At 60.5% G+C, this 19,163-nt stretch carries 22 protein-coding genes; 9 read left to right on the forward strand and 13 right to left on the reverse strand.

Features of this window, described 5'->3' with window-relative positions; all coding sequences use genetic code 11:
- Positions 1 to 215: 215 nt before the first annotated feature.
- Positions 216 to 1,163 carry a diacylglycerol/lipid kinase family protein gene (locus DQ393_RS15495; protein ID WP_112342660.1) on the forward strand — a complete coding sequence of 316 codons (948 nt, stop codon included), beginning with the start codon at positions 216 to 218 and terminating at the stop codon, positions 1,161 to 1,163.
- A gap of 5 nt (positions 1,164 to 1,168) precedes the next feature.
- Here the strand turns inward: DQ393_RS15495 and DQ393_RS15500 are convergent, their stop codons facing one another.
- Positions 1,169 to 2,509 carry a glutamine synthetase family protein gene (locus DQ393_RS15500; RefSeq protein ID WP_112342661.1) on the reverse strand — a complete coding sequence of 447 codons (1,341 nt, stop codon included), beginning with the start codon at positions 2,507 to 2,509 and terminating at the stop codon, positions 1,169 to 1,171.
- 145 nt (positions 2,510 to 2,654) lie between these two features.
- On the opposite strand from DQ393_RS15500, the gene DQ393_RS15505 reads away from it, so the two are divergent.
- The gene (locus DQ393_RS15505) at positions 2,655 to 4,022 is read left to right on the forward strand and encodes an aspartate aminotransferase family protein (protein ID WP_112342662.1); all 1,368 of its coding nucleotides are present in this window, start codon (positions 2,655 to 2,657) and stop codon (positions 4,020 to 4,022) included.
- Here the strand turns inward: DQ393_RS15505 and DQ393_RS15510 are convergent, their stop codons facing one another.
- Complete coding sequence (locus tag DQ393_RS15510; RefSeq protein ID WP_112342663.1) at positions 4,023 to 4,643, reverse strand: NUDIX hydrolase; 621 nt, start codon at positions 4,641 to 4,643, stop codon at positions 4,023 to 4,025.
- A 48-nt stretch (positions 4,644 to 4,691) separates the two neighbouring features.
- The gene (locus DQ393_RS15515; RefSeq protein ID WP_181592366.1) at positions 4,692 to 5,711 is read right to left on the reverse strand and encodes a glycosyltransferase family 2 protein; all 1,020 of its coding nucleotides are present in this window, start codon (positions 5,709 to 5,711) and stop codon (positions 4,692 to 4,694) included.
- A gap of 95 nt (positions 5,712 to 5,806) precedes the next feature.
- Here DQ393_RS15515 and DQ393_RS15520 point away from each other — a divergent pair, with 95 nt between their 5' ends.
- Complete coding sequence (locus DQ393_RS15520; protein WP_112342665.1) at positions 5,807 to 6,775, forward strand: lysylphosphatidylglycerol synthase domain-containing protein; 969 nt, start codon at positions 5,807 to 5,809, stop codon at positions 6,773 to 6,775.
- 16 nt (positions 6,776 to 6,791) lie between these two features.
- Here DQ393_RS15520 and DQ393_RS15525 read toward each other — a convergent pair whose 3' ends face one another.
- Genes DQ393_RS15525 through DQ393_RS15540 form a run of 4 tightly spaced genes read right to left on the reverse strand, consistent with a single transcriptional unit; the run spans position 6,792 to position 9,175 of the window.
- Positions 6,792 to 8,036 (reverse strand): RNA polymerase sigma factor, encoded by a 1,245-nt coding sequence (locus DQ393_RS15525; RefSeq protein ID WP_181592367.1) that lies wholly within the window; start codon positions 8,034 to 8,036, stop codon positions 6,792 to 6,794.
- A 10-nt stretch (positions 8,037 to 8,046) separates the two neighbouring features.
- On the reverse strand, positions 8,047 to 8,424 hold the full coding sequence (locus DQ393_RS15530; protein ID WP_112342667.1) for a YciI family protein: 378 nt from the start codon (positions 8,422 to 8,424) through the stop codon (positions 8,047 to 8,049).
- An 18-nt stretch (positions 8,425 to 8,442) separates the two neighbouring features.
- The gene (locus DQ393_RS15535) at positions 8,443 to 8,805 is read right to left on the reverse strand and encodes a YciI family protein (RefSeq protein WP_112342668.1); all 363 of its coding nucleotides are present in this window, start codon (positions 8,803 to 8,805) and stop codon (positions 8,443 to 8,445) included.
- A 10-nt stretch (positions 8,806 to 8,815) separates the two neighbouring features.
- Complete coding sequence (locus DQ393_RS15540) at positions 8,816 to 9,175, reverse strand: YciI family protein (protein WP_112342669.1); 360 nt, start codon at positions 9,173 to 9,175, stop codon at positions 8,816 to 8,818.
- Positions 9,176 to 9,331: 156 nt separating this feature from the next.
- Here DQ393_RS15540 and DQ393_RS15545 point away from each other — a divergent pair, with 156 nt between their 5' ends.
- A complete protein-coding gene (locus DQ393_RS15545; RefSeq protein ID WP_112342670.1) occupies positions 9,332 to 9,562 on the forward strand; it encodes a hypothetical protein in 231 nt (76 codons plus the stop codon).
- Between the two features lie 32 nt (positions 9,563 to 9,594).
- On the opposite strand, the gene DQ393_RS15550 is transcribed toward DQ393_RS15545, so the two are convergent.
- The 3 genes from DQ393_RS15550 to DQ393_RS15555 all read right to left on the reverse strand — a co-directional run bounded on the left by DQ393_RS15550 (position 9,595) and on the right by DQ393_RS15555 (position 11,935).
- Positions 9,595 to 11,097, reverse strand: coding sequence for an AMP nucleosidase (locus DQ393_RS15550; RefSeq protein ID WP_112342671.1), 1,503 nt, complete (start codon positions 11,095 to 11,097; stop codon positions 9,595 to 9,597).
- A 120-nt stretch (positions 11,098 to 11,217) separates the two neighbouring features.
- Complete coding sequence (locus DQ393_RS33465) at positions 11,218 to 11,394, reverse strand: hypothetical protein (RefSeq protein WP_169644828.1); 177 nt, start codon at positions 11,392 to 11,394, stop codon at positions 11,218 to 11,220.
- Between the two features lie 202 nt (positions 11,395 to 11,596).
- Complete coding sequence (locus DQ393_RS15555; protein WP_112342672.1) at positions 11,597 to 11,935, reverse strand: DUF2147 domain-containing protein; 339 nt, start codon at positions 11,933 to 11,935, stop codon at positions 11,597 to 11,599.
- Between the two features lie 467 nt (positions 11,936 to 12,402).
- Between DQ393_RS15555 and DQ393_RS15565 the strand changes: the two genes are divergently transcribed.
- Positions 12,403 to 12,666 (forward strand): sel1 repeat family protein, encoded by a 264-nt coding sequence (locus DQ393_RS15565; RefSeq protein WP_015339268.1) that lies wholly within the window; start codon positions 12,403 to 12,405, stop codon positions 12,664 to 12,666.
- A gap of 132 nt (positions 12,667 to 12,798) precedes the next feature.
- Here the strand turns inward: DQ393_RS15565 and DQ393_RS15570 are convergent, their stop codons facing one another.
- A complete protein-coding gene (locus tag DQ393_RS15570; RefSeq protein ID WP_112342760.1) occupies positions 12,799 to 13,911 on the reverse strand; it encodes a pyridoxal phosphate-dependent aminotransferase in 1,113 nt (370 codons plus the stop codon).
- A gap of 177 nt (positions 13,912 to 14,088) precedes the next feature.
- On the opposite strand from DQ393_RS15570, the gene DQ393_RS15575 reads away from it, so the two are divergent.
- Positions 14,089 to 14,688 carry a phosphoribosylglycinamide formyltransferase gene (locus DQ393_RS15575; protein WP_112342674.1) on the forward strand — a complete coding sequence of 200 codons (600 nt, stop codon included), beginning with the start codon at positions 14,089 to 14,091 and terminating at the stop codon, positions 14,686 to 14,688.
- Positions 14,689 to 14,811: 123 nt separating this feature from the next.
- Here the strand turns inward: DQ393_RS15575 and DQ393_RS15580 are convergent, their stop codons facing one another.
- The gene (locus DQ393_RS15580) at positions 14,812 to 15,564 is read right to left on the reverse strand and encodes an SDR family oxidoreductase (protein ID WP_112342675.1); all 753 of its coding nucleotides are present in this window, start codon (positions 15,562 to 15,564) and stop codon (positions 14,812 to 14,814) included.
- Positions 15,565 to 15,661: 97 nt separating this feature from the next.
- Here DQ393_RS15580 and DQ393_RS15585 point away from each other — a divergent pair, with 97 nt between their 5' ends.
- On the forward strand, positions 15,662 to 16,570 hold the full coding sequence (locus tag DQ393_RS15585) for an AraC family transcriptional regulator (protein WP_112342676.1): 909 nt from the start codon (positions 15,662 to 15,664) through the stop codon (positions 16,568 to 16,570).
- Positions 16,571 to 16,586: 16 nt separating this feature from the next.
- On the opposite strand, the gene DQ393_RS15590 is transcribed toward DQ393_RS15585, so the two are convergent.
- Positions 16,587 to 16,985, reverse strand: coding sequence for a PilZ domain-containing protein (locus tag DQ393_RS15590; RefSeq protein ID WP_181592364.1), 399 nt, complete (start codon positions 16,983 to 16,985; stop codon positions 16,587 to 16,589).
- Between the two features lie 310 nt (positions 16,986 to 17,295).
- Here DQ393_RS15590 and DQ393_RS15595 point away from each other — a divergent pair, with 310 nt between their 5' ends.
- Entirely contained in the window at positions 17,296 to 17,730 is a 435-nt protein-coding gene (locus tag DQ393_RS15595; protein WP_112342678.1) for a glyoxalase superfamily protein, read from the forward strand.
- A gap of 64 nt (positions 17,731 to 17,794) precedes the next feature.
- Positions 17,795 to 19,162: an MATE family efflux transporter gene (locus tag DQ393_RS15600; RefSeq protein ID WP_112342761.1), complete on the forward strand. Its 1,368-nt coding sequence runs from the start codon at positions 17,795 to 17,797 to the stop codon at positions 19,160 to 19,162.
- The last annotated feature ends 1 nt before the right edge of the window (position 19,163 follow it).

The raw sequence follows: 19,163 nt of genomic DNA on the forward strand, positions 1-19,163 counted from the left end.
GACATGCCTCGCGCGACAATATCGATGACGCCGGTACTTCTGTCGCGTGCATTTATTGCAGTGCAGTATGTCGTATCATGCATAAGTGCGCGTTGCACAACCCGGGCAGAGGCAGCGATTCTTGAAATCGCTTCATCCGGAACCATTTGTGAAAGAGCGCACGGGGCTTCTTAGCCCTTTATTGAAGTAAAACTTTTCGGAAAACCGAGAGCCCCATGAAACTGATCGGCTTTTTCAATCGCGATGGCGGTACTTTCCGCACGACTGACATGGCTGCCTATGAAAGGAAAGCGGAGCAGGTCTTCCGCGACGCCGGTCATGATTTCCAAGCTGTGGTCGTGGAGGGGCGCAACATCGTCTCGGCGATGGAGCGCGCGGCACGGCGCGACGATATCGACGGCATTGTCGCCGGCGGCGGCGATGGTACGATTTCGGCAGCTGCCGCCATCGCCTGGAAGAACGGTGTCGCCCTTGGCGTCATTCCGGCCGGCACCATGAACCTCTTTGCCCGTTCGCTGCGGTTGCCGCTCGACATCTGGCAGACGTTGGGCGTGCTCGCGACAGGCGAGGTCGACAATGTCGATATAGGCAGCGCCAATGGCCGTGCCTTCGTGCATCAGTTCTCGGCCGGCCTGCATGCGCGCATGGTGCGCTACCGCAATGGCTACACCTATCGCTCCCGCTTCGGAAAAATGTCGGCCAGCGCCCGCGCCGCCTTCGGCGTCATCGCCAACCCGCCGGAATTCGATGTCGACTTCGAGGCTGGCGGTATTCGCGAGCGCCGCCATGTCTCGGCGATCTCCGTCTCCAACAACCCTTTCGGTGCCAATGCGTTGCTTTATGCCGACAGCCTGCGCAGCGGCGAATTGGGCTTCTATACCGCAAAGCCCCTTCGGCCGCTCGGCGTCGCCCGGCTTGCCATCGACATGCTGCGCGGCCGGGTTCGCGAGAATGCCGATGTCATGGTCATGCATGCGCCGGAGGTGCATCTGCATTTCCCGAAGCTGCGCCAGCTCGCCAACTGCGTCATGGATGGCGAGCTCTTACCGCTTGAGCGCGACGTTACGCTCAAGGTGCATCCCGGCGAGCTCAAGGTAATGGTCCGAGAGGGGACTGCCGCCAGCATTGCGCGCGAGGGCGCCGTCGACAGCGTCGCCATCTGACACATTCAGAGGCGGGGCAGGTAGGTCCTATAATCGAAATCGGAAACCGTGCGCAGGTGGCTGAGCGCTTCCTTATGCTTCGTCTCGCCGTAGAGTTTCTGATACCGCTCACCGAAAATGTCGGCAACGAAGGCTGACCCTCGGAAGCGCTCGACGGCTGTCAGGAAATCATGCGTCAGCTTGGGCGCATCGGCCGGCACATAAGCCGGCGTCGTCTCCTCGCCGGGATCGAGGTCGTTCTGCAGGCCGAGCAGCATGCCGCCCAGGATTGCCGCCAGCATCAGATAGGGATTGGCGTCGGCGCCCGCGACGCGATGCTCGATGCGCGCACCCGGCCCATCCTTCTCTGGAATGCGCACGGCCGTGCCGCGATGGCCGAGGCCCCAGGTCAGATCGACAGGCGCAAACGAGCCGGGCTGGAACCGGCGATAGGAATTGGCATAGGGTGCAAAGATCAACTGCGCATCCTGCAGCGTCTGCAAGAGACCCGCGCAGACCGATTTCAGTCTCTTCGGCTCGCCGCCGGCCGCATCGAGGACGTTGCGGCTCTGAACGTCGATGATGCTGGCATGCACATGCAGCCCGGAACCGGCGTGATCCGTATAGGGCTTGGCCATGCAGGTCGATTTCAGGCCATGCTCGCGCGCCGCCTGCTCGGCCACGCGCTTCAGCATGATGCAGTCATCGGCAGCGGCCAGCGCATCGGGGCGGTGCAGCAGGTTGACCTCGAACTGGCCTGGGCCGAATTCCGCCGTCGTCGCATCTTCCGGCAATCCTTGAGCCCGCGCATAGGCGCGCAGCGTCGTGAGGTAATCGTCGAGGAGATCGACGGCATCCATGTCGTAGAGCTGAAAGCCGTTCGGTTCGCCCCGGTAGGTCAGGGCCGGCGGCGGCGAGGGAATGCCTCTGTCGCGCCAGTCTCCGGCAAGCAGATAGAATTCCAGCTCGGTCGCGATGACGGGCGTCAATCCAAGCGCCTTATAGCGATCGACAACGGACGAAAGAATAGCGCGTGGATCCTGAAAGCTCGGACTGCCATCGAGCTCGTGCATGGTGGCGAGTACCTGCTTCGATCCCTGCGGCGCCCAGGGCATGTCAGCCAGCGTGCGCTCGTCTGCAACACAGGTTCCATCGGGATCTCCGATCGTCATCGACAATCCGGTAATCTCGTCATTGTCGTAACCCCAAATGTCGAGCGATTGCGTCGAGGTCGGCAGCCGCACGGCGCCGGACCAGACCTTCTTTTCGGCCGCAATCGGGATCTGCTTGCCGCGCAGCCGGCCGTTCATGTCCGAGATCAGCACTTCGATGCGCGCGTTACCTTCGGTTGCGTTGTCGGCCGCCATGCTCTTGTAAATCCCCAATGCTCACGGCATGGTCGTAAACCAAGATAGCTTTCAGTCAAGTGTGGCTACGTTGCGGCCTGCACGTCGTCGCGGCGTCGGTGGACTCGCCTGACAAATACCAATTCAAAGAGGGTTCGAAATAAGCATGTCCGATACGCCAAGCCGCTCCAATCTCGCCGCCCTCGATGCTGCTCATCACCTTCATCCCTTTGCGGACATGAAGAAGCTGAACGTAGATGGTGCACGCGTCATCCAGCGCGGCGAGGGCGTCTATATTTTCGATGCGGAAGGGCGGAAGTATCTGGATGGCTTTGCCGGCCTCTGGTGCGTGAACATCGGCTACGGCCGCACTGAAATCGCTGATGCTGTTGCCAGGCAGATGAACGAGCTGCCTTACTACAACACCTTCTTCGGCACCACGACGACGCCGGCGACGCTTCTTGCCGAGAAGGTCTGCGCCCATGCCGGACCGCAGTTCAACCATGTCTTCTTCACCAATTCCGGCTCCGAGGCAAACGACACCTGGTTCCGCATGGCAAGGGTCTACTGGGCTGCTGTGGGCAAGCCGACGAAGAAGACCATCATCGCGCGCAAGAACGGCTATCACGGCTCGACGGTCGCCGGCGCCAGCATGGGCGGCATGAAATACATGCACGAGCAGGGCGATCTGCCGATTCCGGGCGTCGTCCATATCGGCCAGCCCTATTGGTATGTCGAGGGCGGCGATCTCTCGCCGGAGGAATTCGGTCTGAAGATGGCTCGTGAGCTTGAAGCCAGGATCGATGAATTGGGTGAGGAGAATGTCGCAGCCTTCATCGCCGAGCCTGTGCAAGGTGCCGGCGGCGTCATCATTCCGCCGTCCACCTATTGGCCGGAGATCGCACGCATCTGCAAGGCAAGGAACATCCTGCTGGTCTGCGACGAGGTGATCTGCGGCTTCGGCCGCCTCGGCGCATGGTTCGGCCATCAGCATTTCGGCGTCGAGCCCGATCTCGCGCCGATCGCCAAGGGGCTGTCGTCAGGCTATCTGCCGATCGGCGGCGTGCTTGTCAGCGACCGTATCGCTGATGTGCTTATCAACGAAGTCGGCGAATTCAACCACGGCTTCACCTATTCCGGCCACCCTGTCTGCGCGGCTGCCGCCCTCGAAAACCTGAGGATCATCGAGGAGGAAAGACTGGTCGAGCGTGTGCGCGACGATATCGGTCCCTATTTCGCCAAGGCTTGGGGCAGTCTTGCCGATCACGACATGGTCGGCGAGGCCGTCAGCATCGGCCTCATGGGCGGCCTGCAGCTCGCCGCCGATAAATCCACACGCCGCCGCTTCGAAAAGCCGGATGCGATCGGCTCGGCCGTTCGTAACCATGCTCTGGCGAACGGCTTGGTGCTGCGCGCCACCGGCGACCGCATGCTGGCCTCGCCGCCGCTGGTCATCAGCCACGAGGAAGTGGATGCCATGGTACGCATCGCGCGCGCCGCTCTCGACGCCATCTGGGCGGAAGTGAAATCGTAATCAGGGCCTGAACGCTGGTGCTGGCACTTCCCACTTTCCCGCCTTGTGAAGGGCAAGGGTCAGCGCCGCAACATGGATGACCTGGATCATCTTGCCTTCCAGCGCCAGCTCTATCGCCCGCCGGATCGGCATGCGGATCAGGCGGATGCGCTCGGTGGGGTCTTCCGCTGGTTTGGTGGCAAGCTCGACATTGCGAGCAATGACGATATGAGAGAAATTGGTATGCGTGGCCGGATTGGGCGCGAGCTTGCCGACATATTCCCAATCGGAGGATGAAAGGCCGGTTTCCTCGCGCAGCTCGCGCGCCGCGGCCTCGACCGGGCTCGCGTCGGTCGCATCCACGGCCCCGCCGGGAAGCTCGAGCGCCACGACGCCAAGCGCGTGGCGATACTGCTGGACGAGGTAGATATGATCCTCGGCATCGAGCGCGATGATCCCGACCCAATCGGGATATTCCAGCACGTAATAGGGCGCAATCTCCACGCCGTCGGCCGTCACGCAGTCATCGGCGCGGACCTTCAACCAACGATCATGAACCAGACGCGTCGAGTTCGTCGTCCGCCAGGACGGAAGATCCGCGGTGTCGGACAGCAGGCTTGCGATATCGTCTTCCGAGCTCATGCGCGGTTCAGCTCTCGTTGCGGATAGGCCCGTGCATAGGCGAGATACTTAGGCGTCCTGATGATCGCGATCGAAGATCTTGCGCACGATATAGTTCGGCGAGAGATCGTCGCGATAATAGATGCGGGCGATCATTTCGGCGAGGATGCCTGTCGTGATCATCTGCACCGACGACAGGAGCAGCACGACGCCGACCATCAGCAGCGGACGGCTGCCGATATCGTCGCCGAAGATGAATTTATCGACAAAGAGCCAAAGCAGGACCAGGGCGGCGAGCGCGCCGAGGCCGAGACCGAGCGAACCGAAGAAGTGCCCCGGCCGAGCCTTGTAGCGCATGAAGAACATCACCGACAAAAGATCGAGGATGACGCGGAAGGTGCGGGAAATCCCGTATTTCGACGTGCCGTGCTGGCGGGCATGGTGCGTGACCGGGACTTCGCCGATCCGCGAGCTCGGCACGACGCCGGCGACCCAGGCGGGGATGAAACGGTGCATCTCGCCCATCAGCTTGACCTGCTTGATGATGGAGGAGCGATAGATCTTCAGGCTGCAGCCATAATCATGCAGCTTGACGCCGGTGATGCGGCCGATCAGGTAATTGGCGCACCAGGAAGGAATCTTACGCAGCAGAAGCCCATCCTGCCGGTTCTTGCGCCAGCCGACCAGCAGGTCGAGCTGCCGCCGCTCCAGTTCTTCGACCATGGAAGGAATGTCTTTCGGGTCGTTCTGCAGATCGCCATCCATGGTGGCGATCAAGCGGCCGCTCGCCGCATCGATGCCAGCCTGCATGGCCGCCGTCTGGCCGAAATTGCGCTGGAGCTCGACGATGCGCAGCGTCAGCCCTTCTTGCGAAAGCGACCGGCGGGCATTGACGAGCGTCGCGTCGGTGCTGCCATCATCGACCAGGATCAGTTCCCAGGACTTGCCAAATCCACGCATGGCGGAGCTGATGCGCTCGATCAGCGGTCCGACGCTTTCTTCCTCGTTGAAGACGGGTACGACCAGCGAAAGCTCGAGAGGGCTTGCCGGATCGGCCTGGGGGAGGGTCGACTCTGCCGTTGTCTGCAACACTTCTTTCTCCTAAAAGACCGGCAGTACCTGCCGGACGAAACGAGCGAGAAGTCCGGTTTCAGCCTCCGCTCGCCTTTGGGTGCCCTAACTACATGAAGACTCCGACGGTTGCCAGCCGACAGAATTGGTTTATTCGCAACCGAATGACGCTACTGACGCTCGCGGTCGTTCTTGCTTATGCGGCCTTCATCGAATGGTTCTGGGGCTGGACATCGATCCTGGCACAATGGGGCAAGGTCGGCGCCCTGCCGATCCTTCTGGCACTGGCGCTCCTGACAGGCACCTATTTCCTGCGCACCTGGCGCATCTACGATTATTTCCCGAAGGAAACCTCGGGTCATTTCGCAGCGCTGTTCCGCGTCACGCAGGTCCATAATCTGCTGAATATCATGATGCCCTTCCGCACCGGAGAGACCAGCTTCCCGGTGCTGATGCGGTCCGAATTCGGCATCCCGCTGGCCCGCGGCACCTCGGCGCTGTTCGTCATGCGGCTGCTCGACCTGCATGCACTGCTGGCTGCCGCCGGTGTCGGCCTTGCACTTGCCTCGCCTTATCGCGTTCTGGCCTGGATCGCATGGGTGGTTTTCCTGCTCCTGCCGGTCGTAGGCTTTGCCTCCCGCCGGCCGCTTATCCGCCTTGCCGCCCGCATCTTCCCGAAAAAGGCGCAAGGGCTGGTGCACGAGCTGGAACGCGGCCTGCCGGTCGATGCCCAAGCCTTTGCGCGCGCCTGGTTGACGACGGTGGTCAATTGGCTGGTGAAGGTCGTGGTGCTCGCCTGGGCGCTCGGCCTTATGAACGTCACGCCACTTTCAGCAAGCTTCGGCGGCGCGCTCGGCGGTGAACTGTCCTCCGTTCTGCCGGTGCATGCACCCGGAGGCGTGGGCACCTATCCGGCCGGCATTACCGCCGGAGCTATGGCCTTCGGTGCCTCGGGCGAGAAGGCGGCGATTGAAAATCTCGCCCAGGCCAGCATCAATGCGCACCTGCTGATCGTGGTCTCAGCGCTGACGGGAACCGCGATCGGATTGCTTGTTTCGCGCAAACGCGCGACCGCGCCCTGAAAGGTTGCGACGCGCTTCAATGTCGGGTCGTCTTATCGTCAAGCTCAGCCAAACGCTTGCGCAGGAAGGCCTGCTCCGGCGCTTGCTGACATAGCGAAAGCGCTGTTTGGTAGGATTGCCGCGCCTCATCCGTCCGGCCAAGCTGGCGCAGGAAATCCGCTTTCGCCGCATGAGTGAGATGATACCGCGCCATTCGTTCCTCCCGCAGCAGCCCATCGACGATGGCGAGTGCCGCCGCCGGACCGTCGCACATGGAGACGGCGACTGCACGATTGAGCTCGATCACCGGGGAGGGGCTTGCCGTCAGCAGCAGGTCGTAGAGCGTCACGAGCTTTCGCCAGTCGGTATCAGCAGTGGTTCTGGCGCGGGCATGTTCCGCCGCGATCGCGGCCTGCAGCGCATAGCTGCCGACGCTTTCGGCCGCCATCGCTCTTGCCGACAGTGTCAGGCCCTCGCTGATCTGGCTGTGATCCCAGAGCGCGCGATCCTGATCGACAAGCAGCACCAGATCGCCTGCGGCATTGGTGCGAGCATGCCGCCGCGAATCCTGCAGCAGCATGATCGCAAGCAACCCTTCGACCTCCGGATCCGGCAACAGCTGCAGCAGGAGCCTGCCCAGCCGGATGGCTTCGGCTGCAAGGTCGGCGCGGACGATCGCCGCACCTGACGATGCCGAATAGCCCTCGTTGAAGACGAGATAGATGACATGCAGCACCTGTGCCAGCCGCTCCGGCAGCTCCGTCTTGCCGGGTACTTCATAAGGAATATTGGCGTCGCGAATGCGGTTCTTGGCGCGGACGATACGTTGGGCGACGGTCGGTGCCGGGATGAGGAAAGCATGGGCGATCTCCTCCGTCGTCAGCCCGCAGACCTCGCGCAGCGCCATCGCCATGCGCGCCTCGGAGGCGATAAGCGGATGGCAGCAAGTGAAGATCAGCCGCAGCATGTCGTCTTCGATCTCTTCGTTTTCGGCGATTTCCATCGCCTCTCCCTCCGGATAAAGGCTGTCTGTAATATCCGAGCGGGCCGCGTCGAAGCGCGTCCTGCGCCGGATATGATCGATGGCGCGGAAACGACCGGCAGAGACCAGCCAGGCATAGGGATTGGCCGGGATCGTCTCCTCCGTCCATTGCTGCGCCGCCGCCGCGAAAGCGTCGTGGAGCGCTTCCTCGGCCCGGTCGAAATCGCCGAGCAAACGGATCAGCGTTGCCAGCACGCGGCGCGAATGGCTGCGGTAGATGCTGTCGATGGTCTGGTTCAGAGACACGGCATCAGCCTTCCTCCGCGAGGTCCCCCCGAAGGGTCAGGATGCGCACTGGACGAATCTCGATGGCGCCGTAGCGCGCCGAGGGAATGCGCTTGGCTATATCGATCGCACTATTCAGATCGGGGGCATCGATGAGATAGAACCCGGCCAGATATTCCTTCGTTTCGACGAACGGCCCGTCGGTCACTGAAAACGTGTCGCCGTCGGGGCGAATGACGATCGATTTGTTTCGGAGCTCCAGCGCGTCCGAAACGATGAGCGTGCCGTCCCGCCGCAGGCCTTCGTCAAAGACGAAATGCTCGCCGATCAGATGGTTCATTTCGTTCGGCGTCAATCGTCCGTCGACATCGACGGATGTGTAGATGTGGTATAGAAACCGCATGTCTCTTTTCCTCCGCGGCTATTCGTCCGGAAAGCGGATGTCGAAGGCGGCGCGAACCTCGATCATGCCGTAGCGGGCGACGGGGAAAGTGGCGGCGATTTCGGTCGCTTCCTCCATGTCCCGCGCTTCGATCAGCACGAAACCGCCGAGATGCTCCTTGATCTCGGCGAAAGGGCCATCCGTGACGATCGCATCACCCTTGCGCACCCGAACCGTCCTTGCGGTCTCCGGCTCGCGCAGGGCATTGGCGACGAGGAGATGGCCGCTCTCGCGCAGCCGGTTGTCGTTGTCGATCGAATCCTGCGTCAGCTTTCGCCCTTCCTCTTCAGAAAGCTTGGCAATCTCAGCACTATCGAACCACACCTGGCAAAGGAACTTCATCTGCACCTCCTCAAACGTCAGGGCCGAAGTTATGGATTGGCCGCACCTCGATCGCGCCGAGCTTGGCGAGCGGAATGCCGGCGGCAATCCGGATCGCGTCGTTCAGATCCTTCGCCTCGATCAGGATGAAGCCGCCAAGATACTCCTTGGTTTCGATGAAAGGGCCATCCGTCACCGACGTCTCGCCATTGCGGACCCTTACCGTCACCGCAGATCTTGGCGATTGCAGCGCTTCGGCATGGATCATATTGCCGCTCGCCATCAGGTCACGGTCATAGCCGAGCGAATCCGAATCGAGCTTGTTCTTTTCATCCTTGGTCATGACGTCGAGCGTCGTGCCATCGAACCAGACCTGGCAGAGATATTTCATCGCAGCGTCTCCTCTTTCAATTTGCTGACAGCCATAGACGAGCGGCCGCGAAGCAAATCGACATCCCGATCCGCAGCATGACAAAAATTTTCGGCGCTGTCGAAAAAGCCCGAGCCCGGTCGACCAGTTCCGTCATCTCAAAAAGGAGAAACGGACATGTACAATCTTGAAGCAGCCCTTATCTATCATTGGCAGAAGAAGACCCTGTCGGACGAAGAGCTATTGCAAATGTCAAATCCCGGCGAAGTGATTGCCCGCACGGTGATCGGATTTGCCATTTTTGCCGTGATGATCCTCGGTCTGAATTTGTGGGCAACGCCCAACGACCAACGGCCGCATGTCGCGGCCGCTTATCAGATGCAATCGGTGTCAGCGGAAAAGCAATAGGGTGACGCCCCATTGCCTTGCTGGCTCGTGGCTTACTGAAATGCAGTTTCGAAGAAGCTGCGCAGTTTGCGCGAATGCAATGCTTCCGGTGGCATGGCGGCCAGTTTCTGGATGGCGCGGATGCCAATCTGCAGATGCTGATTGACCTGCGTGCGATAGAAGGCCGTCGCCATGCCGGGCAGCTTCAATTCGCCATGCAAAGGCTTGTCCGAAACGCAGAGCAGCGTGCCGTAGGGAACACGGAAGCGGAAGCCGTTGGCGGCGATCGTGGCCGATTCCATATCGAGCGCGACAGCGCGGGCCTGGGACAGCCGCTTCACCGGGCCTGCCTGATCGCGCAGTTCCCAGTTGCGGTTGTCGATGGTGCCGACAGTGCCCGTGCGCATGATGCGCTTCAGCTCGAAGCCCTCATAGCCGGTGATTTCGGCAACGGCCGCTTCAAGCGCCACCTGCACTTCGGCGAGCGCCGGGATCGGCACCCAGACCGGCAGGTCGTCGTCGAGAACGTGATCCTCGCGCATATAGGCGTGGGCGAGCACATAGTCGCCGAGCCGCTGGCTGTTGCGCAGGCCGGCGCAATGACCGAGCATCAGCCAGGCATGCGGGCGCAGCACGGCCACGTGGTCGGTGATCGTCTTAGCGTTGGAAGGACCGACGCCGATATTGATCATGGTAATGCCGGCATGGCCCTTCTTCTTCAGATGGTAGGCCGGCATTTGCGGCAGCCGCGGCGCGGCCACATCGCCTTCGGGCTGGCTGGAGCCAGCCTTGGTGATGATGTTGCCCGGTTCCACGAACTCGGTATAGCCATCGCCGCCCCTCGCCATCAGGTCGCGCGCCCATTTGCAGAATTCGTCGATATAGAACTGGTAGTTCGTGAACAGCACGAAATTCTGGAAATGCGCCGCACTGGTCGCGGTGTAGTGGACGAGGCGGGCCAGCGAATAATCGATGCGCTGCGCGGTAAATGGCGCAAGCGGCGAGGGCTCGCCCGGCGGCGGGATATATTCGCCGTTGGCGATTTCGTCGTCCGTGGTGTTCAAGTCCGGTGTGTCGAAGAGGTCGCGCAGCGGAATGTCTTCGAAAATACTGGCGGTTGCTTCCACATGGGCGCCTTCGCCGAAGGCGAAATGAATCGGGATGGGCGTCGTCGATTCCGACACGACCACGGGAACATTGTGGCTGCGCATCAGGAGCGTCAACTGTTCCTTGAGATAATGCTTGAAGAGTTGCGGGCGGGTGATGGTCGTCGTGTAGACGCCGGGCGCCGTGACATGGCCGTAGGAGAGGCGCGAGTCGACATGGCCGAAGCTCGTCGTCTCGATGCTGACCTGCGGATAGAAGGCGCGGTAGCGCGCGGTGATCGGCGCGCCCTTGGCGAGCTTGGTGAAACTGTCGATCAGGAACGCGGTATTGCGCTCGTAAAGCTCCGTCAGCGCTTCGACGGCTTTGCCCGGATCATCGAAGGTCCGCGGCTGGAACGGGCTGGGGGAGGAGATGTCGAGAGGTGAAAGAGAAGAGATTCTGTTGCTCATGAGCCATTATAGAGTGTCGTTGGTAACAAGCAAACGACGTGTCAGGAGCTGGCTCGGATTCTCGCAGCTATTTTTTGCAGCCGCCTCGATGCCTGCGCGGGATCATCGCGCAGGCATTCGTCATTGCACCGTGGTGCAATAAGGCGCGCCGGTCTCTACGCAGGTGAAGCTTGCGCCGAAATGCGATTGTGCGCCGCTGCGGCCTGCGTGTTCGACCGCAACCGAGAAGCTGAATGCAAAGATGGCGGCAAACAGCATGATGATGACAAAACGCCGTGCCATGATGATCGAGTCCATGTCCTTGGCCCTACCCGTGCCCTATACTGGACACTGTTTTGCCATGGTCAGGCTGAACAGGTGCTGAGATACCGGTTCATCCGGCGTTCAGAAATATTACCGGTCTCGAATGGTCGCCTGCATGTGTTCGCAGGTACATAGAAGCAGGCCCGCCGACCAGCGGCGGGCGGACCGATAGTGTGGCGGATAGGAAATCGCCTTTTTACAACCTCGTCCAGGTCTGCGACTTGCAGAATATCTCGAGCACGCAGCCCCTCATCTTGACGCTGTTGCCGCTCACGGTGCCGGAGCCGCTATAGGTCTTGTTTTCGGAAGGGTCGGTGAGCTCGCCCGTATAGCTGCCGCCCTTGCCCTGCATCTTGCCGATCTGCTTGCCGGCATATTTGCCGGTCTTCAGCGTCACGCAATAGCTGTCCGAGCAGGGTGCAATGGCGGCGGTATCGCCCTCAACTGTTTTCCAGTTGCCGACGATCGGCTCCTCGGCAAAGGCCGCACTCGCGCTCAGCAGCAGCGCGGCAGCAAGAATAGTGGCACGGATCATGATGTTATTATTCCTCCCCAAGGTGCCATCCGGCTCCATGGCCGGGAACGTGGCGAGATTATCTAACGCGAACGTAAAGGTAAATACGGTCTTTGGCACGCAGATCTCCTGTCTCCAGGCCATCCATGCATCATCAGAACAAGGCATCGGGTTGAACTGCGCTGATTTTGTGGTGAACGAAGGGTTTAAATCCAAATCCTAACGGAAGGTTAAGCCTGCGCGAAAATCCTTAATTTGCAAGGGAAGCGATGTTTAACAAAATCCCAAGTTTACCAAGCATTTGCACTTTGTTTGCATCGAATTAATCATGCATTTTAGGCGTTTTTTGAAAGCCGTCTGCGATAGTGAAGCCATCAAACGAGCGGGGCAAACCCGCCGGCCGGAAGAACCGGAAAGCCGCGAATGACGGCAAGGTTCGGACGGAAAACAGGGCAGATACGAACAGAAGTCAAACAGGGATAATAGCAATGGCACGCTTCGAAACGCCGATGTCTGGAAATGCCATGATGGGTGGTAACAGCGCCGATGCCCTTTGCGAACTGGGCGTGAACTACGCGACCGGCAGGGGCTGCAATGCAGACCTCGTTGCCGCCCACAAATGGTTGAATATCGCCGCCATTCGTGGCAGCGAGCGCGCCGCCGAGCTTCGCGCCGACGTGGCCGCGACCTTGACCAAGATGCAGCTCGCAGCAGCGCTGCGCGCCGCCCGCGAATGGATGACCACGCACTGAAGCGGGCCAAACCAAATACGACGTACTGACCTTGAAGGAGGGGATGTCGGCGGACGAGGGAGAGGCGAACCGCCGAACGATGAAAACCGCGACCGGCCGGGACAAGGCAGGCGCGGTTTCGTCGTTTTGGGCTTAACCGATCGCCTTCAGCACTTTGGCCAGCGCTTCGGCGAACAGATCGAGATCTTGCTTTGGCCCGACGCTCACGCGGATGCAGCGGTTGAGCGGCGCTACGCCGGGCATGCGGATGAAGACGCCATGCTGGATCAGCCCGTCGACGATGGCACGGGCATAAGTACCGTCGCGGCCGCAATCGATGGCGACGAAGTTGGTGGCGGAGGCAAGAGGCAGCAGCCCGTTGTCGCGGGCGATCGTGCCGATCTCCTCGCGAGCAGCTCTAATCTTGCCGACCACTCCGGCAAGATAGGCCTGGTCCTTCAGCGCGGCGAGCGCCGCCACGGTCGCGAGCCTGTTCATGCCGAAGTGATTGCGGATCTTGTCGAAGGCCAGCACGGTCTCCGGCGCGCCGATGACATAGCCGACGCGGGCGCCGGCAAGGCCATAGGCCTTAGAGAAGGTGCGGGTGCGCAAGACATTCGGCAGGTCGATCAGGGTTGAGATATCAGGAAGCGAGCTGGCGGGCCCGGTTTCGCTATAGGCTTCGTCGAGGATCAGCAGGCAGTTGCCAGGCAATGCATGGGCAAAGGCGACGATCTTGTCGGCATCCCACCAGCTTCCCATCGGATTATCGGGATTGGCGAAATAGACAAGCGGCGCATTCTCGCGTTTCACTGTCTCGAGCAAACCATCGAGATCCTCGCGATCGTCGACATAGGGCACGGTGACGAGGCGGCCGCCGAAACCGGCGACATGGAAATTGAAGGTGGGATAGCCGCCAAGCGAGGTGACGACCGGCGTACCCGGCTCGATGACCATGCGCGCGATCAGGCCAAGCAGGCTGTCGATCCCTTCGCCGACGGCGATATTGGCGGATTGAACGCCGAGATGCGCCGCCAGTGCTTGCTTCAGCTCGAAATTTTCAGGATCGTTATACATCCAGATATCGCCGGCGTTTTCGCGCATAGCCGCGATGACGGAGGGCGCCGGCCCGAAGCCGCTTTCATTGGCGCCGATACGGGCCTTGACCGTCAACCCGCGCTGACGCTCCAGCGCCTCGGGGCCGACGAAAGGAACGGTGGAGGGCAGGGCGCTGATCAGCGGCGTGAAGCGCGAGAAGGCGGACATGCTGGCTTTGTTTCCCGAAATCAGTTGCAGGGTGCGGCAGAATAGGCGCTTGGCGGGTGGTTGCAAGGCGGAAAGACGCGGCCTTCGGATTGCGTCGTCCCAATCATTGAAAATCCTCATCAGTTGCCATTAAAGGAAGTCTCGATCGTCGCGACAGCATCGATTAACGAGGCCCCGATGGATAAGCTCGCAATAGCGTTCCTTGCATCAAATAATGGAACCTCATTTCGGATGGTCAACGAGGCCATCCGAGCGAACACAGTGAACGCTGCCGTCGTCGTACTGATCAGCAATAGGGCTTCGTCCGCAGCGCTAGCCTATGCTGAGGCCAACGGTATTCCCTCGTTTCATATTCCGACGAGGGACAGGGAGGCTGATGCGGACAAACAGCTTCGCGACACGCTAATCGCCTATGGTGCTGAAATGGTTGTCCTATCTGGCTATCTCAAGAAACTTGGCCCGCTTGCGCTCGCCGCGTTTGAGGGGCGAATATTGAATGTTCATCCGGGGCTGCTGCCCAAATACGGCGGATTGGGGATGTACGGGCGAAGAGTTCACCAAGCCGTGCTCGACAATCGAGAGACAGAAACAGGCGCAACAATCCACCTCGTAGACGGAGAGTATGACCACGGAAGAACTGTGGCCACAACGACTGTTCAAATCCATCCCGACGATAGCGTACTTTCGCTGGAGCAACGAGTCATGGCTGCGGAATGCAACCTTTTCACCGATCTCATACGCCGCATATCAATGGGCGAACTACGCCTGCCGTTATAGAACGGCGCAAAGGGCCGAACGCAGCCGCCGGCCCGCGCTCCCCGGGGCCAGACGGCTGCGTGTTCTCTCTAATGCAGGGTCGAGTCGGAACGGCAGCAGCTTTTTGGCTGCCACCGATTCCGGTTACAAACCTGCGTCAGCCATCCAGAGTTCAGCATCCGCACCGCCCGGAATTCGCAGCGGGGCGGATGGATCGGTGGCTGCCCGCCACACTGCCTTCGCTACGTCGGGAGCATAGGTCACAGGGCCGGTGTCGTCCTGTACATTCTTTATGAATTGCTGGATCAAGGGCGCATAATCCGGATCGTCCAGCCCACGCAAATGTGGACGCGCATTCTCCCCAAAACGAGTTTCCGGCGACCGGCCTGGCAGGACAATATGCACCCGCACGCCAAATGGCTCCATCTCCACCGATAAGGACTCGGTGAAGGCGTTCACCGCTGCCTTGCTCGCCCGGTAGATCCCGATCACAGGCAGAGTCTTGACCGTCACCGTGGAGGTGACGTTGACGATGACTCCGGCCCGACGTTGACGCATCTGGGGCAATACGGCCTGGACCATCGCCAATGTGCCGATCGTATTTGTCTGAAACAGCGACTGCACCGTTTCCGGCGCAGTCAGTTCGATTGGTGAGGGCGCTCCGAAACCGGCATTGTTGACCAATACGTCTATCGGACCGGCAGCTTTCACGGCGTCCGCGATGCTTGCCGGATTGGTGACGTCGAGCGCGAGAATACGCAGGCGTTCGGAAACCGGTAGCAGCTCGGGTTTGGGCGTGCGCATTGTCGCGATGACATGCCACCCTCGTTCGAAAAACAGTTTCGCAGTCTCCAGGCCGAAGCCAGACGAGCAACCAGTAATCAATATCGTGGACATGAGCCTCTCCAAACAAAAGGAATGATGCCATGGTAGTGACCGCGCGAGAGACTTTATATACGCTATAGTCTCCCTTTCTTTAGCGTTAGTCCCGATTATGACCGTCGATCCCCTTGCCGAAATCGTCACGCTACTGCAGCCGGCCGCACGCTTTTCGAAGCTGGTGGAATGCGCCGGCGCCTGGCGAATTCATCGCGAGGCCACAGGCCAGCCATTCTACTGCGCAATCCTTGAGGGGCGTTGCCGTGTAACGTTTGGAGGACATCAGCCTTTCATCCTCCGAGCCGGCGATTTCGTGCTCGTGCCGGCCATGCGCGACCTCGTCAACGAGAGTGTCGACGTACCGGCCGGTCTGTCCGCCATGGTTCCAACGCAGCTGAGTGACGGCCATTTCCGTGTCGGCCGCCTCGAAGGGCCGGCGGATATGCGCATGCGCATAGGGCATTGCAGCTTCGGTGCGCCGGATGCGGCCTTGCTCGTTTCCCTCTTGCCTGACGTAGTTATCGTTCGTGACGAGCCCCGACTCGCGACGCTGATGCAATTGGTCGGTGAGGAAACGCGCGAGCGCCGGCCGGCACGCGAACTCGTGCTGGAACGGCTGCTGGAGGTGTTGTTGATCGAGGCATTGCGATCCGGCACGGAAACAACCGTCACGTCGAGCTTGAGTCGCGGCCTTGCCGATGAACGCCTAGCCGCAGCACTTCACGCAATGCATGCGCGTCCTGCCCATCCTTGGACTGTCGCGGATCTTGCGACCGAAGCGGCCCTGTCCCGATCGGCTTTCTTTGCGCGTTTCAGCCGCGTCGTCGGCCTGCCGCCAATGGAATATCTATTGGCTTGGCGCATGGCTCTTGCAAAGCAGCTATTGCGCAGCCGCGAATTGGGCATGGATCAGGTAGCTGAACGCGTTGGCTACGGATCGGCAAGCACTTTCAGCGTTGCCTTTGCGCGATACGCAGGAATGCCGCCTGCACGATATGCCCGCGGGGACGTGCGAAGCGATTGAGGACGTGAAGCCAAATTTATACCGGCCGCCTCTTGCCGCGTGCAGCCAGGGCTTCGACATTGCCGATCATGAAGTCGGCACGCACGACGCGACGCAGCGTTTCCGGTTCGATCAGGTTGATGAAGCGGACATGGACGCGGTTGCCGTTGCGGCTCGTTTCAGCGCAGGCGATGCGGTAGGCGAGGCCGAGGATGTTCAGGTAGTAGTGGCTCGGCAGGCCGACGGTCGTGGCGACGGTGAAGCTGGCGCCACCGCGTGAGATGTCGGTAATTTCGGCGCTGCGCACGGAAATGCCGGTCAGGCAGGGACGAACAGCCACGAGACGCGCCGGCCTCTGGACATAGAACCGTTCCCAGCTTCGTTCGTAAACTTCGGATTTGACTTTCGCCAGATGCGTTGCGCGAAGCATTGTCATTCCCTGTTGAAGAACAGACCGAATTCATCTCGGTTACACCATGAACCTTGCACGGAGATTTTGCGGAAGCGTCAATTGCATTGGTAGAATTTTAACGGGTTCGTCTTTTGTGCCGATTTGGGCGCATCTTGACAGGCGCATCGGCTTCGATCATACGAACGAGCGGTTCGAGGCGCCTGCCGCTCGCGGATGAAAATCCAAGGTGAAGTCCTCGCTGTTTTAGGTCATAGCCATTCAGGGCATGCTGACTGACGGTAATGCGAGCCCCGTTTCACGGTCGTAAGTGCGTGCCTTAGCAAAGGCTGATCCTATGACGACGTATCCGTCCATAGATGAATTGAAGGCTCAGGCCCGGCGTCTGCGTCAGGCGATGGCCGAGCGTGGTGACGACATGAGCCACTCGACGGCGCTGGAACTCATCGCCAAGCAACACGGGCTGCGTGACTGGAACACGCTGTCGGCGCTTGCCGCAAAACCCAACGATGGGCCGGATGCGCCCTTCGATGTCGGCTCCGCCGTGCGCGGGCGCTATCTGAACAAGCCCTTCACGGGCAAGGTTCTGGCGATGTCGGCGAAGTCCGGCGGGCTCTACAAGATAACGATCCATTTCGACGAACCGGTCGATGTGGTGGAATTCGAGAGCTTCTCGGCATTCCGTCAGCGCATCAACGCCCAGGTCGATGCCGACGGCATTTCGCCGCGCAAGACATCGAATGGCATACCGCACCTGGTTCTCGACTTCTGACTTCATCCTTCATCATCAGACCGCTATCTTCGCCGCTCGCGAGCGATTCCGTCCGGATACCACCATGACGCACACCATCGAAAACAACATGTTTCTCACCGGCTGGCTGCCTGGCGTCTTTGCCAAGACAGCTGCGCCGATCATCATCATTACGACAGTCAGCGGCCTCTTTGCCGTCGTCGACGCCTATTTCCTCGGGGTCTATGTCGGGGCCGACGCACTGTCTGCGGTCAGCCTCATCTTTCCAGCGCTGATGCTGCTGATCGCGCTGCAGACGCTGGTCTCGAACGGCATGGCAAGCATTCTCGCCCGCCGCCTCGGCGCCGGAAATCGAGCTGGGGCAAGATCGGTATTTACCGGCGCCCATACGCTGGCACTCGCCGTCGTGGTCGCAATCAATCTCATCTACTGGCTCGCAGGACGGCAGTTCATTGCCGTGGCTGCGGCAGGAAATGTCGGTGTTGCCCACAGCGCCGAGGCCTTCATGGGTGTCATGGTCGCTTTCGCGCCGATCAGCTTCTTCCTGTCGCTGCATCTCGATGGGCTGCGCTGTGAAGGAAAGCTCGGCTTCATGACGCTGGTGACTCTTGCCTCGACACTGCTGAACATCATGGCGAACTGGCTGCTGATGGCCGTCTTTCAGTGGGGTGTGGTCGGCTCCGCCGGCGGCTCGATCCTGGCGCAGTTCATCTGCCTCGCGATCGTCGTCATCTATCGCCTGCGTCGGCCGAACGGGCTTTGGATCGACATGACGCTGCATGTTCGCGAGTGGCGCGGCATCTTCGCTTTCGGCGCGCCGATGAGCCTCGGCTTCATCGGCATTTCGCTAAGCTCGGCGGCGATTCTCTTCAACGTCTCGATCTGGCACCAGGGGGATTATGTCGCGACCGTCGGCGCTTATGGCATCGTCACCCGCGTCATGACCTTCGCCTATCTGCCGCTACTGGGCTTGAGCATCGCGCTGCAGACCATATCGGGCCACAACCACGGCGCGGCTCTTCCGGCGCGCGTCGGTCATAGCGTCCTGATCGCTCTGATCTCGGCTCTGGTCTACTGCGCCGCCGTCGAACTCGTCGTTGAACTCCTGGCGGGGCATCTGGGCTCGATCTTCGTCGCCGATCCCCTGATTGTCGCCGAAGTCGGCCGCATCCTGCCCTGGACGATCGGCGCCTATTTCCTCTTCGGCCAGGCGATCATCCTGTCGTCCTATTTCCAGTCGATCGGCGATGCGAAACGCGGCGCGATCTTCGGTCTGTCACGGTCTTACCTCTTCACCCTGCCGCTGACATTCCTCCTGCCGCTTGTCTTCGGCGAACGCGGGATCTGGATGACGCCGATCTTCGCGGAAATGGGAATGATCCTGCTGACCTGGCTGGTACTGTCGCGCAATGCCAGGGATCGGAAATGGCGCTACGGCCTGCTGCCGGCGTAAG

Origin of the sequence: Martinezella tropici (assembly GCF_003287875.1) — a bacterium.
GTDB lineage: Bacteria > Pseudomonadota > Alphaproteobacteria > Rhizobiales > Rhizobiaceae > Rhizobium > Rhizobium tropici_C.